Consider the following 13,036-nt stretch of genomic DNA (forward strand, 5'->3'; position numbering starts at 1 on the left):
CATGAAAAATAAAATGATTTTTGGCTTCCACGCCGTCACCTCGCGCCTCCGCCACGAGGCCGCCAGTGTGGAAGAGATCTTCGTCGATGCCGGCCGCCAGGACCGCCGCATGCAGGACCTCATCGCCAACGCGAAGTCGGCCGGCGTGCGCGTGATGCCCGTCGACGCCGAGCGCCTCGACAAGATCGTCGGCACCCGCCGCCACCAGGGCGTGATCGCGTTCGCGAGCCAGCTGTCGCTGGCGCGCAACCTGGACGAGTTGCTGGATGCCGTGGAAGGGCCGCCGCTGCTGCTGATCCTCGACGGCATCACCGACCCGCACAACCTGGGCGCCTGCCTGCGCGTGGCGGACGGCGTCGGCGCGCATGCCGTCATCGCCCCGAAGGACCGCTCCGTCGGCCTGAACGCGACGGCGGCCAAGGTCGCCAGTGGTGCCGCCGAGACCGTGCCTTACATCACCGTGACGAATCTGGCGCGCACGATGCGCGACCTGAAGGAGCGGGGCATCTGGCTGATCGGCACGTCCGACGATGCCGACAAGGGCTTGTACGAAGGCGATTTCACGGGCCCGACGGCGCTCGTGATGGGCTCGGAAGGCGAGGGCATGCGCCGCCTGACCCGCGAGACCTGCGACATCCTCGTGTCCATTCCCATGTTCGGCTCGGTCGAGAGCCTGAACGTCTCCGTGGCCTCGGGCGTCTGCCTGTACGAGGCCCGTCGCCAGCGCCTGGCGCGCGAGCCGCAGTAATCCCACCGTCGTCCCCGCGCAGGCGGGGACCCATACTGAGCGGCCGAAGTCCTGACATTCAGGGCCTGTCTGATTATCAGAAATTACGATTTCTGATACTCGGCATGGGTTCCCGCTTCCGCGGGAACGACGTCTCTCCAAAATTGATTCCCTCATAAGCAAGTACGGCGCGGATACGCTACCATGCTGCTTCACTTGCACGAATCACGACTATGTTTTCCAACCTGCGCGAAGATATCCAGAGCATCATCGAACGCGACCCTGCGGCCCGTAACGCATGGGAAGTGCTCACCTGCTACCCGGGCCTGCATGCCGTCGTCATGCACCACTGGGCGCATGCTTGTTGGCGCGCCAACTTCCGCTGGCTGGGCAGGTTCATCTCGTATTTCGCACGCATTCTGACGGGCATCGAAATCCACCCGGGAGCCACGATCGGCCGCCGCGTGTTCATCGACCACGGCTTCGGCGTCGTGATCGGCGAGACGGCCGTCGTCGGCGACGATTGCACGATCTACCAGGGCGTCACCCTGGGCGGCACGACGCTCGTCGCGGGCACGAAGCGCCATCCGACCCTGGAGCGCGGCGTGATCGTGGGGGCCGGCGCGCAGGTGCTCGGCGCGTTCACGGTCGGCGAATACGCGAAGGTGGGCTCGAACGCCGTCGTCGTCAAGCCGGTTCCGGCCGGCGCGACGGCCGTCGGCAACCCGGCCCACATCGTGCGCAAGGAAGATCAGACGCGCAGCGCCCAGATGTTCGCCGCGTACGGCGTCACGCCGAACGGCGACGATCCGCTGTCGAAGGCGCTCCGCAACCTGATCAACCACGTGGCCCAACAGGACGAGCAGATCGAGCGCATGTGCGCGACGATGAAGGCGGCCGGCATCCGCTGCCATACCCCGGACGAGAGTGATAAACTCGACCAGGCACAACTGAACCGGCTCGTAGATTAAAGGACCACCACTGATGCAAGACGACATCCCGGGCAGCTTCGACCCGGCATCCGACCTCGACCCCAACGAAATCCGCGTACTGGGCGTCCTTGCCGAAAAAGAGGCGCTGACGCCCGACAATTACCCCATGTCGCTGAATGCGGTGATGAACGGCTGCAACCAGCTGTCCAGCCGCGATCCCGTGATGCAGCTGTCGGAAGACGTCGTCCACGACACCCTGCAGCGCCTCATGCAGCGCAAACTCGTGAACGGCATCGCCCAGGCCGGCGCACGCGTCATCAAGTACGAGCACCGCATGCGCATCAAGTGGACGCTCGAGCAGGACAAGGTCGCCGTGCTGACCGTGCTGATGCTGCGCGGCCTGCAGACGGCGGGCGAGATCCGCAACCGCACGGGCCGCCTGCACGATTTCAAATCGGTGGCCGAGGTGGAAAGCGCGCTGCAATTCCTTATCGACAAGTATCCGCCGCTCGTCGTCCGGCTCGAACGGGCGCCCGGGACGAAGGAATCCCGCTACGGGCAATTGCTCGGCGGGGCTATCGACGTTGCGCGCGTGGATGCGGGCGGTGGTGCAGCCGCCGGCGCGGCCGGCGGCTCGACGGGCGCCCGCGTGGCGCAGCTGGAGCAGGAAGTGGCCGCGCTGCGCAGCGAAGTCGACGAACTCAAGGCGCAGTTCGCGGCGTTTCGTCAGCAGTTCGAGTAAGGTCCGCGGACAGGCCTTCGTCGAATTGCACGAGGGCGTCGTCCGGCCAGCCCGTGTCGCCGATCGGCACCATCATGTTCCAGCCGTGTGTTTCCAGCGTGCGCGACCGTTCGCCATCGCGCAGCACGGCCCGCAAGCCCGGCCGCGGCGCCGGCGTGCCGTAGTTGAAATCCTTTTTGGCGCACCAGTCCGACGTCAGCATCAGCGTGTTGATTGCAGCCTTCGCCATGAATGGCATCTGGTCCTTGACGATGGCGATGGTGACGCGGCACTCCAGGCGCAGGTCGCCCAGCCGGCGGACGTTGTCCGGCAGGCCGGCCGTGCGTACCTCCGGATGCCCCGTGTACAAACCGTTCTTCCGGTTCAGGATGAACGTGGCGTCCGCATCGTAGGCGGCCTGGTTGCGGCCGACGGTGAGCAGGCCCGCGGCATCGATGGGGACGTCTTCCTGGAAGCTCCCGTCGTCGCTTGCGAGCCGCAGCCGCAGGCCGTCGCCCGCGTTCGCCGGGGCGCCTTCCGCGTGGCGCATGCGGAAGCGGAGCAGGGCGTGCGGCGCCAGCGCGCGGTGCGCGTCGAATGCGTCGAGGCCGGCCACGACGCTGCGGTACGAGCGCATTTCCGGATCCGCGATGCCCTTCACCTGCACGGACGGCACGGGGTCGTCCGCATGCGCGGCGGGCAGGGCGCAGGCCAGCAGCGCGCACAGCGCTACAGTCGTACGCTTCATGGCGCGGCTCCTTCCGGCGCGACGAACGCGAGGTCGACGACGGCATCGTTGCCCCAGCTGGCGTCATACAGCGGGAGCTCGAACTGGCGCCCCTTCACCTTCAGCGGCAGCGTGCGCTCGCCTTCGCGCAGCATGGCGGACGCGAGCGGCGATTCCACGTTCACGGACCACGTGCGGTCCTGGTCCTTGAAGAAACTGCACCAGTCGCCCGTCAGGAACACGGTGTTGGCCAGCGCGACGGCCCAGAACGGCGCCTCTTTCTTGGCGACGGTGACGAAGACCTGGCATTCGAGCCGCAGGTCGCCCAGGCGGCGCTGGTTGTCGGCCAGGCCCGGCGTGCGCACGTAGGGCCAGACGCGGACCTCCTTGCGCTTGCGGCTCAGCACGAGTTCCGCGTCGGCATCCCACGCCGGCTGGCTGCGCGGGACGTCGAACAGCGCGTCGGCGCCGACCGGCAGCGCCAGCGTGAACGCGTCGGCGGTCAGCCTCGCGGTCGGCAGGTCGCCTTCCAGCAGGGCGCCGCCGCGCTTGCGTACGGCGAACCGCAGTTGCGGGACGGCGGGCGCAAGCGCGTGCTGCGCGTCGAAGGTGTCGAGGCCGGCCGCGATGGCGCGGTAGGAATGCATCTCCGGATTCTTGATCGCATTCACGTGCACGACGCCTTCGCGGTTTGCGCCCGGCTCGACGTCCTGGGCGCAGGCCGCGGCGGACAGCAGGGAGAGGGCGAGGAGGGTGGCGCGCACGGCTTCAGCCCTCGTCGCGCCAGCGACGCATGCGGATGGCGGCATACAACATCGCGACGCCCAGCACCACGCCGATCCACGCATCGGCGCCGGCCAGCGACAGGTAGGACTGGGACACGAGCCCGCCCATGTCGACACCGTGTTCGGTCGGACGCATGCCCGTCTGCAGGCCAGGCTGGAACGTGAACCAGATGCCAGGCACGATGCCGCCGAGGATGCGGGCGACGACGTCGCTCGCATAGTGCGACAGCAGCAGCGTCTGGCCGGAAAAATTCTCGAGCGCGGCGTTGACCCACTTGATGATGACGAGCGCGACGACCGGCACGCCGACGGCCCACAGGAACGGCTTCGATTTCGCCCAGCTCGACACGAGCATCAGCCAGCCCACGGTCGGCAGCGCCCACACGACGTACACCGGCAGCAGGGCGGCGAGGCGCAGCGGCGACAGGTACAAATCGGACGACGCCAGCAGCGACGCGAACAGATTCAGTCCCTGTGTGCTGAGCGCCAGGCAGGCGATGAAGAGCAGGGCCAGCGAGGCGGCGACGGCCAGCACGAGTGTGATCGCGGGTGCGACGACCATCGCCATGACGGCCTTCGACAGCACCGTCATCGGATCGGACACGGGCAGCGATTTCCAGAACAGGATGCTGCGGTCGCGGCGCTCGTCGTACAGTGCGCCGAGGCAGTAGAAGAACACGACGCCGACCAGGATCGCGAACAGCGGCGCCGATGCGCCCAGGTACATGCCGGTGGCGATCTTCGCGACCACCAGCTTCGTTTCCTCGGGCAGGATCTGGTCGAGACGGGCGTGATCCAGCGTCTGGCCGTTGATCGTCACGTGCGCGGGTATGCCATGCTGCATGATGCCGTAGGTGATCGTGCAGCCCAGCAGCACGACGAGCAGCGAGCCGACGATGAGCGGCGCCCAGAACATCGAGCCCTTATGCTCCCAGAACTCTCGCTTGAGCAGCCATTTCATGGTGTTCGTATTCATGCGTAGGTTCCTTTCATGGTCGCCACGAACAAATCGGCGACGGACGGATTACGGGTTTCGCCGAGCGCGGCCAGCTGCTGGCGCGACGCGCCGCCGGGGCCGGCATCGAACAGCAGCACGGCCTTGCCGAATACGGTCCGGCGGTCGAGCGGCTGCAGCGCGTTGGCGGCGCTCAGTTTCTCTTGCGGCACCATCACCTCGACATAGCGCTCGCCGATCTCTTCCATCGACGCGGCGAGCACGATGCGGCCGTCGCGGATGAACATCAGGTCGGTCAGGATGTGCTCGACTTCCTCGACCTGGTGCGTCGTGATGACGATCGTCTTGTGCTCGTCAAAATAGTCTTCCAGCAGGTTCTGGTAGAACTGCTTGCGGTAGATGATGTCCAGGCCCAGCGTGGGTTCGTCCAGCACGAGCAGCTTCGCATCGATGGCCATCACGAGGGCCAGGTGCAGTTGCACGATCATGCCCTTGGACATCTCCTTGACCTTCATGCCAGGCTGCAGCTTCGTGTTCGCGATATAGCGTTCCGCTTTCTCGCGGTTGAAGCGCGGGTGCACGCCGGCCACGAAGTCGATGGCGTCGCGCACGCGCAGCCAGCGCGGCAGGATCGCCACGTCGGCGATGAAGCAGACGTCCTGCATCAGCTCGTCGCGGTGGGTGCGCGGGTCGAGACCCAGCACGGACAGCTCGCCTTCGAACGGGATCAGGCCCAGCGCGGCCTTCAGCGTGGTGGTCTTGCCCGAGCCGTTCGGGCCGATCAGGCCGACGATGCGGCCGGCGGGGATGGTGAAGTCGATGCCGTTCACCGCCGTGCGCTTGCCGTAGCGCTTCGTGAGGTTTTTCGCTTCGATCACGGCGCTCATTTGTCGCCTCCGGCCGGTTCGCGCAGCAATTGGTCGATGTCGAGGCCGAGGCGGCGGATCCGCTCCAGCATCGCCGGCCACTCCTCGCGCAGGAAGCGCTCCCTTTCGCTGGCGAGCAGTTTCTCGCTCGCACCTTCCGTGACGTACATACCGATCCCCCTTCGTTTTTCCACTAAGTTGTCGTCGACCAGTTCCTGGTAAGCCTTCGAGACCGTGATCGGATTCAGCTGGTATTCCGCTGCGATCTGGCGCACGGAGGGGAGCGGATCCCCGGCCTTCAGGGCGCCATCGAGCATCATACCGATCACCCTGTCCTTCAATTGCCGGTAGATTGGAGAGTTGTCATTCCAGCCGATGGTCATTGCCGGCCTCCTTGCGTCGCGGTGCAGTCCATGTCATGCCTGCCTCCATGTTGGTGATGTAGAGTCGTGGTGTTGTAGTGAAGTATAACACCATGCCGACAATGGTCAATACAGCATCGACCTAGCAGGATTGAGGGGTTTAGATCGTGCGACCGTCGAGATCGCAACGCAGGATGCGGCCGTCTTCGTCGATCGCGATCCAGCCGCCGCGGATGGGATCCGCGTCGAGTTCCCAGTCCGGCAGCACATAACGCCGCTGGCCGCCGGCCTCGTGCAGGGCGGGGCGGTGGGTGTGGCCGTGGATGATGACGTCCGTGTCCGTATCCGCATGCAGCGCGGCGACGGCGGCCGGGGTGACGTCCATGATCTCGTACGATTTTTCGCCGTGCGCCGCGCGGCTGCCTTCGCGCAGGCCGGCGATGATCGCCTTGCGCTGGGCCAGCGGCATGGCGAGGAACTGGCTTTGCCATGCCGGGTCGCGCACCTGGGCACGGAAGGCCATGTACTTGACGTCGTCCGTGCACTGGGCGTCGCCGTGCACCAGGACGACCTGGCGGCCGGCGATGGTCGCCACGTGCGGTTCGGGCAGCAGGGTGAGGCCGGCCGCGTCGGCGAAGCCGGTGCCGACGAGGAAGTCGCGGTTGCCGCCGAGCCAGTAGACGGCCGTGCCGCCGTCGCTCACACGGCGCAGCGCGGTGGCGACGCTGCGGTTGAACGGGTCGTCGAGGTCATCGTCGCCGGCCCAGTATTCGAAGATGTCGCCGAGCAGATAAAGCCGCTCGGCATGCGCCGCGCGTTCGGCCAGGAAGCGGAAAAAGGCTTCGGCCGTACGCGGGTGGGATGCCTGCAGGTGCAGGTCGGAAATGAAGAGTGCGAGCGTGCGCGCGGTCATGTGCTTCCAGGATCAATCGCCGGAGCAGGGCCCGCGCGTCATGCCTGCCTTGTTCAGATTACTGGACGACTTCGATCTTCTCGATGACGACGTCTTCGCTCGGCACGTCCGAGTGCATGCCTGCGCGGCTCGTCTTGACGTTGTTGATCTGGTCGACGATGTCCTGGCCTTCGACGACCTTGCCGAACACGGCATAGCCCCAGCCGTCCTGGCCCGGGTAGTTCAGGAAGTCGTTGTTCTTGGTGTTGATGAAGAACTGGGCCGATGCCGAGTGCGGGGCCATCGTGCGGGCCATGGCAATCGTGTACTTGTCGTTCTTGAGGCCGTTCTTCGCTTCGTTCTCGACGGTCTGCTCGGTCGGCTTTTGCTTCATGCCCGGCTCGAAACCGCCGCCCTGGATCATGAAGTCCTTGATCACGCGATGGAAGATCGTGTTCGAGAAGTGACCCTTGTTCACGTAGTCCAGGAAGTTGGCAACGGTCTTCGGTGCCTTGTCGGCGTCCAGTTCGACCTTGATGTTGCCCTTGTTGGTGGTCATGAGTACGGTGGTCATGTTTTTTCCTATCGTTGGAGTTGCGAGTTCGTTATTTTACTTTATCGCCCTTGAGGAGGGTCGCGGACTGGATCGTGACGGGCGTGACCGGCACGTTTTCGAGACCCCGGATGTCGTCCACGACGACGGCCTTGATCTTGTCGACGACGTCCTGGCCCTTCACGACCTTGCCGAATACGGTGTAGCCCGAGCCCTGCATGTTCGGATAATCGAGCCCGGGATTGTCGACAACGTTGATGAAGAATTGCGAGGTGGCCGAGTCCGGATTCGATTCGCGCGCCATGGCGACCGTATACTTTTCGTTCGACAGGCCGTTGTTGGACTCGTTCTTGATCGGTTTGTTCGTCTTGCGGCCGTGGAACTGGGCATCCATGCCGCCGGCCTGGATCATGAAGCCGTCGATCACGCGGTGGAAGATCGTACCCTTGTAGAAGCCGGACTTGACGTACTTGAGGAAATTGTTCACGGAGATGGGCGCTTTTTCCGGGTTCAGTTCCAGCACGATCTCGCCCATCGACGTTTTCAGCGAGACTTGCGGGTCGGCGGCGAACGCGGTTGCGGACAGGGTCAGGGCGGCCAGGCCGGCGAAGAAGCGGGCAACTAAGCGGGCAGTAAAGCGGGCGCCGGGCGATTTCAGGACGTGCATCGTAGCTTCCTCTCGGTGGATATAGCGCAAAGGGCTGTCAAGGGTTTTGCAGAAAAATAAACCTATGGCATATGCGGCCAGTCGGGATTTTATCAATGCTATACTTTGCGACGGACTGCCGATTCTATCAAAAAGAACAAGGTTCCCAAGATTCGCGGTCCTGACACTCCCGACGCGCCCGCCACGTCCCGGCACTGCCGCAAGGCTGCGTTTCGAGCGTCATGCTCCAACCCTCTAGCAAACATCCGATGAGCCAACTCAAGATCTACAACACGCTCGCGCGTGACAAGCAGGTATTCGTTCCCCTCCAGTCCGGCAAGGTCAATATGTACGTGTGCGGGATGACGGTTTACGATTACTGCCACGTCGGTCATGGCCGGATGATGATGGCATTCGACGTCATCTACCGCTGGCTCAAGGCATCGGGCTATGAGGTCAAATACGTCCGCAACATCACGGACATCGACGACAAAATCATCAAGCGCGCCGTCGAGAACAATGAAACGATGACGTCGCTCACGACCCGTTTCATCAAGGCGATGGACGAAGACACTGCTGCCCTGGGCATCCTGCCGCCGGATTTCGCGCCGCGCGCGACGGAGTACGTGCCGCACATGCTGTCGATTATCGAAAAGCTGGAAGCGAAGGAACTCGCCTACCGGGGCGAGGACGGCGATGTGAACTATGCCGTGCGTAATTTTCCGGGCTACGGCAAGCTGTCCGGCAAGTCGCTGGACGACCTGCGTGCGGGCGAGCGCGTGGACGTGAACACGGGCAAGCGCGATCCGCTCGACTTCGTCTTGTGGAAGGCCGCCAAGGAATCCGAACCGATTGAGGCCAAATGGGACTCGAAATGGGGTAAAGGTCGTCCGGGCTGGCACATCGAGTGCTCCGCCATGTCGTGCGCCATGCTCGGCGAACACTTCGACATCCACGGCGGCGGCGCCGACCTGCAGTTCCCGCACCACGAGAACGAGATCGCCCAGTCGGAAGGCGCGTTCGGTCCGCCGATGGCGAACTACTGGATCCACAATGGCTTCGTGCGCGTTGACAATGAGAAGATGTCCAAGTCGCTGGGCAATTTCTTCACGATCCGCGACGTCCTCAAGAAATACGATGCCGAGGTCATCCGCTTCTTCATCCTGCGTGCCCATTACCGCAGCCCGCTGAATTACTCGGACGTCCACATCGACGACGCGAAGGGCGCGCTGACGCGTCTGTACACGGCCTTGTCCGAGGTCGATGTCGGCCCCGAGCCGTTCGCCGTCGACTGGGACGAGGCCCATGCGCAGCGCTTCCGCGACGCGATGGACGACGATTTCAATACGCCGCTGGCGGTGGCCGAGCTGTTCGACCTGGCCACGGAAGTCAACAAGAGCAAATCCGTCGCGGCCGCGCGCCAGCTGAAGGCGCTGGCCGCCGTGCTGGGCCTGCTCGAACGCAGTCCGCAAGCCTTCCTGCAGGCCGGCACGCCGGGCGAGGGCGGTCTCGATGAGGCGGCGATCGTCGATGCAATCGCGCGCCGCGCCGCCGCCAAGAAGGCGCGCAACTTCGCCGAGGCCGATGCGATCCGCGCCGAGCTGACCGCGGGCGGCGTCGTGCTCGAGGACAAGCCGGACGGCAGCACCAACTGGCGTCGCGCCTGACCGGCCCTCCGCGCACGAGCATGGCACTTTCCAAGGACCTCGCGGGCGCCGTCCTGGCGCCGCCGGACGTTCAGCCTTCCGTCCCACCGTACTGGGCGGAGGCGAAGGCCGAGCTCATGCGTCGGGACCGCATCATGAACAAGCTGATCCCGCAATTCGGCGACATGCACCTGCGCGGCCATCCCGACCCGTTCACGACGCTGGCCCGCTCCATCGTCGGCCAGCAGGTGACGGTCAAAGCCGCCGAGTCCGCCTGGACGAAGCTGCGCGCGCTGTGCCCGAAGATGACGCCGTCGCAGGTCATCAAGGCCGGCGCCGAAGAACTGGCGGGCTGCGGCCTGTCGAAACGGAAGACGGAATACATCCTCGACCTGGCCGATCACTTCAAGGCGAAGCGCGTCCATGCCGACCAATGGTCGCAAATGGATGACGAAGCCGTCATCGCCGAGCTGGTCCAGATCCGCGGCATCACGCGCTGGACAGCCGAGATGTTTTTGATATTTAATCTGCTCAGACCGAACGTCCTGCCCCTGGACGATCCCGGCCTGATCCAGGGCATCAGCCAGAATTACTTCTCCGGCGAGCCGGTCTCGCGCAGCGATGCGCGCGAGGTCGCCGCCAATTGGGAACCCTGGCGAACAGTTGCCACATGGTATTTATGGCGTAGCCTGGATCCGGTTCCGGTATAAAATAGCGCCCTTGCCGCCGCGCGGATGATCTTCCGCGGCCACGAACACACCCGGAGGTACAATGAGTAAAACAACTTTCCTCAGTTTCGAGCAGCCGATTGCCGAGCTCGATTCGAAAATCGAAGAGCTGCGCTTCGTGCAGGACGATTCCGCCGTCGACATCTCGGAAGAAATCGACCGCCTGGCCAAGAAGAGCCAGCAACTGACGAAAGACATCTATGCCAAGCTGACGCCTTGGCAGGTTTCCCAGATCGCCCGCCATCCGCAGCGTCCGTACACGATGGATTATGTGAACGCGATCTTCACCGATTTCCATGAATTGCACGGTGACCGTACCTTCGCCGACGACCAGTCGATCATCGGCGGCCTGGCCCGCTTCAACGGCCAGTCCTGCATGGTCATCGGCCACCAGAAGGGCCGCGACACGAAGGAACGCGCGGCGCGCAACTTCGGCATGCCGCGTCCGGAAGGCTACCGCAAGGCCATGCGCCTGATGAAGGTGGCCGAGAAATTCAACCTGCCGATCTTCACGTTCGTGGACACCCCCGGCGCCTTCCCCGGCATCGACGCGGAAGAGCGCGGCCAGTCGGAAGCCATCGGCCACAACCTGTACGTGATGGCCGAGCTGAAAGTGCCGCTGATCGCCACGATCATCGGCGAAGGCGGCTCGGGCGGGGCGCTGGCGATCGCCGTCGGCGACGCCGTGCTGATGCTGCAGTACGCGACGTATTCCGTGATTTCGCCGGAAGGCTGCGCGTCGATCCTGTGGAAGACGTCGGAGCGAGCGGCGGACGCGGCCGACGCCCTGGGCCTGACGGCGCACCGCCTGAAGGCGATGGGCCTGATCGACAAGATCGTCAACGAACCGCTGGGCGGCGCCCACCGCGACCCGGCCCAGATGGCCCAGATGCTCAAGCGCGCGCTGGCCGACACGCTGCGCCAGTTCCAGGGCATGAAGACCAGGGAACTGCTGGATGCCCGCCACGCCAAGCTGCTGGCCTACGGCAAGTTCAAGGAAACGACGCCGCGCGAAGAGTGAGCCGTCGTACGCAGGGGGCGGCCGTGATCGGCGCCCAGTTCGCGCAGGCCATCGCGGCCCTGCGCGAAGAATGCCTCCCCGATGCCATGCCGCCCGTCGCGGTCGCCCTCAGCGGCGGCCTCGATTCGATGGTGCTGCTACACCTCGCGCACGCGCACGGACTGCAGCCGCACGCGTTCCACGTCCACCACGGCCTGAGCCCGAACGCCGACGCCTGGCGTGACCATTGCGGGGCCGCCGCCGCTGCGCTGGGCATCCCGTTCTACTGGCGCGCCGTCGTGGTCGCGAAAGGGAAGAGCGGCATCGAGGCCGCCGCGCGCAAGCTGCGCTACGCGGCGCTCGGCGAGATGTGCCGGTCCCACGGTGCCGGTCTGCTGCTGACCGCGCACCACCTCGACGACCAGGTTGAAACGGTGCTGTTGCAATTGCTGCGCGGCTCCGGTCCGGCCGGCCTGTCCGGCATGGACCCCGCCAATCGCGCGCCCGGCCTGCTGGGCGACGAACGCCTGGCCATGGCGCGCCCGCTGCTGGGCGTCGCGCGCGCCGACCTCGAACAGTTCGCGCGCGAGCAGGGCATCACGTGGGTCGAGGATGAATCCAATACCGATCCGCGCTATGCCCGCAACGCGCTGCGCCACCAGGTGATGCCGGCGCTGGCCGCCGCGTTTCCTGGCTACCAGCAACGCATCGCGCGCAGCAGCGCCCACACGCGCTCGGCCCAGCGCCTGCTGGATGAGCTGGGCGAACAGGACCTGCAGGCCTGCCTGGCCGGCGATGGTCTCGACCTCGTCCGCGTGCGCGCGCTGAGCCGCGACCGCATCGACAACCTGCTGCGCCACTGGTTCACCGTGCGCCGCCTCGCGATGCCGTCGACGGCCTGGCTCGCGCAGATGGTGGCGCAGATCCTGTCCGCGCGCGAGGACGCGCAGTTGCTCGTCGAACACCCGGACGTCGACGTGCGCCGCCACCGCGACCATTTGTACCTCGTGCCGCGCCTGCCGGACCTCGCCGGGATGCGCGATCCCGAGGATGCCGGCATCATCGACAAGCACGCCCAGGCGTTCCGCTGGAACGGCGAGGCATCCCTTGCGTTTCCCGATTACGGCGGCGTGCTGCATTTCGATGCGGCCGAACGCGGGTTCGATCCGGCCTGGTTGCGAGCGCAGGGACTCGAGATCGATTTCCGCAAGGGCGGCGAACGGCTGCGCCTGGCGCACAACCGTCCCAGCCGCAGCCTCAAGATGCATTACCAGGCGAGCGGCATCCCGGCCTGGGAGCGGGGGCGCCTGCCGATCGTGAATGCCGGCTTCGACCTGCTGTTCGCGGCGGGGCTCGGCATGGATTGCCGGCACGTGACCGAGGGGGCGGAGCGCGTCGCGCTGCGTTGGGAAAGCGCGACGGCGGCCATCCCGGGTTAATGCCCTTTCCGTATTACCATATTCCTATTTGGTATAGCTTTCGCATCTTGACGGCTT

The 13,036-nt window shown here is 65.2% G+C and carries 15 protein-coding genes; 7 read left to right on the top strand and 8 right to left on the bottom strand.

The genetic code is table 11. The features are described 5' to 3' along the window. Position 1: 1 nt before the first annotated feature. The 3 genes from rlmB to ASD28_RS13240 all read left to right on the top strand — a co-directional run bounded on the left by rlmB (position 2) and on the right by ASD28_RS13240 (position 2,401). Positions 2 to 748, top strand: a complete 747-nt coding sequence (gene rlmB, locus ASD28_RS13230; protein ID WP_056128135.1) for a 23S rRNA (guanosine(2251)-2'-O)-methyltransferase RlmB — start codon at positions 2 to 4, stop codon at positions 746 to 748. A 212-nt stretch (positions 749 to 960) separates the two neighbouring features. Continuing rightward, the gene (cysE, locus tag ASD28_RS13235; RefSeq protein WP_056128138.1) at positions 961 to 1,698 is read left to right on the top strand and encodes a serine O-acetyltransferase; all 738 of its coding nucleotides are present in this window, start codon (positions 961 to 963) and stop codon (positions 1,696 to 1,698) included. A 13-nt stretch (positions 1,699 to 1,711) separates the two neighbouring features. Next, a complete protein-coding gene (locus tag ASD28_RS13240) occupies positions 1,712 to 2,401 on the top strand; it encodes a YceH family protein (protein WP_056128139.1) in 690 nt (229 codons plus the stop codon). On the opposite strand, the gene ASD28_RS13245 is transcribed toward ASD28_RS13240, so the two are convergent. The 8 genes from ASD28_RS13245 to ASD28_RS13280 all read right to left on the bottom strand — a co-directional run bounded on the left by ASD28_RS13245 (position 2,361) and on the right by ASD28_RS13280 (position 8,187). Then, the gene (locus ASD28_RS13245) at positions 2,361 to 3,128 is read right to left on the bottom strand and encodes a hypothetical protein (protein ID WP_056128142.1); all 768 of its coding nucleotides are present in this window, start codon (positions 3,126 to 3,128) and stop codon (positions 2,361 to 2,363) included. The two genes, ASD28_RS13240 and ASD28_RS13245, sit on opposite strands and share 41 nt — an antisense overlap. Continuing rightward, positions 3,125 to 3,871, bottom strand: coding sequence for a hypothetical protein (locus tag ASD28_RS13250; protein WP_056128147.1), 747 nt, complete (start codon positions 3,869 to 3,871; stop codon positions 3,125 to 3,127). The genes ASD28_RS13245 and ASD28_RS13250 overlap by 4 nt, the downstream gene beginning before the upstream one ends. 4 nt (positions 3,872 to 3,875) lie before the next feature. Beyond that, positions 3,876 to 4,868 (bottom strand): hypothetical protein, encoded by a 993-nt coding sequence (locus ASD28_RS13255; RefSeq protein WP_056128150.1) that lies wholly within the window; start codon positions 4,866 to 4,868, stop codon positions 3,876 to 3,878. Then, complete coding sequence (locus ASD28_RS13260) at positions 4,865 to 5,734, bottom strand: ABC transporter ATP-binding protein (RefSeq protein WP_036234786.1); 870 nt, start codon at positions 5,732 to 5,734, stop codon at positions 4,865 to 4,867. The genes ASD28_RS13255 and ASD28_RS13260 overlap by 4 nt, the downstream gene beginning before the upstream one ends. After that, positions 5,731 to 6,096, bottom strand: a complete 366-nt coding sequence (locus ASD28_RS13265; RefSeq protein ID WP_056128153.1) for a GntR family transcriptional regulator — start codon at positions 6,094 to 6,096, stop codon at positions 5,731 to 5,733. The genes ASD28_RS13260 and ASD28_RS13265 overlap by 4 nt, the downstream gene beginning before the upstream one ends. Positions 6,097 to 6,235: 139 nt before the next feature. Next, a complete protein-coding gene (locus tag ASD28_RS13270) occupies positions 6,236 to 6,988 on the bottom strand; it encodes a UDP-2,3-diacylglucosamine diphosphatase (RefSeq protein ID WP_056128155.1) in 753 nt (250 codons plus the stop codon). A gap of 58 nt (positions 6,989 to 7,046) precedes the next feature. Further along, complete coding sequence (locus tag ASD28_RS13275; protein WP_056128158.1) at positions 7,047 to 7,541, bottom strand: peptidylprolyl isomerase; 495 nt, start codon at positions 7,539 to 7,541, stop codon at positions 7,047 to 7,049. 31 nt (positions 7,542 to 7,572) lie between these two features. Then, complete coding sequence (locus tag ASD28_RS13280) at positions 7,573 to 8,187, bottom strand: peptidylprolyl isomerase (protein ID WP_056128160.1); 615 nt, start codon at positions 8,185 to 8,187, stop codon at positions 7,573 to 7,575. 248 nt (positions 8,188 to 8,435) lie between these two features. Between ASD28_RS13280 and cysS the strand changes: the two genes are divergently transcribed. The 4 genes from cysS (at position 8,436) to tilS (ending at position 12,979) form a co-directional block, all read left to right on the top strand. Continuing rightward, positions 8,436 to 9,833, top strand: coding sequence for a cysteine--tRNA ligase (gene cysS, locus ASD28_RS13285; protein ID WP_056128163.1), 1,398 nt, complete (start codon positions 8,436 to 8,438; stop codon positions 9,831 to 9,833). 20 nt (positions 9,834 to 9,853) lie between these two features. Next, positions 9,854 to 10,522 carry a DNA-3-methyladenine glycosylase gene (locus tag ASD28_RS13290; protein WP_056128166.1) on the top strand — a complete coding sequence of 223 codons (669 nt, stop codon included), beginning with the start codon at positions 9,854 to 9,856 and terminating at the stop codon, positions 10,520 to 10,522. Positions 10,523 to 10,583: 61 nt separating this feature from the next. After that, positions 10,584 to 11,561 (top strand): acetyl-CoA carboxylase carboxyltransferase subunit alpha, encoded by a 978-nt coding sequence (locus tag ASD28_RS13295; RefSeq protein WP_056128171.1) that lies wholly within the window; start codon positions 10,584 to 10,586, stop codon positions 11,559 to 11,561. Further along, positions 11,558 to 12,979: a tRNA lysidine(34) synthetase TilS gene (gene tilS / locus ASD28_RS13300; protein WP_056128174.1), complete on the top strand. Its 1,422-nt coding sequence runs from the start codon at positions 11,558 to 11,560 to the stop codon at positions 12,977 to 12,979. Before ASD28_RS13295 ends, tilS begins: the two co-directional genes overlap by 4 nt. Positions 12,980 to 13,036 lie beyond the last annotated feature (57 nt).

This window comes from Massilia sp. Root133, assembly GCF_001426525.1.
In the GTDB taxonomy this organism is placed as follows: domain Bacteria; phylum Pseudomonadota; class Gammaproteobacteria; order Burkholderiales; family Burkholderiaceae_D; genus Telluria; species Telluria orientalis.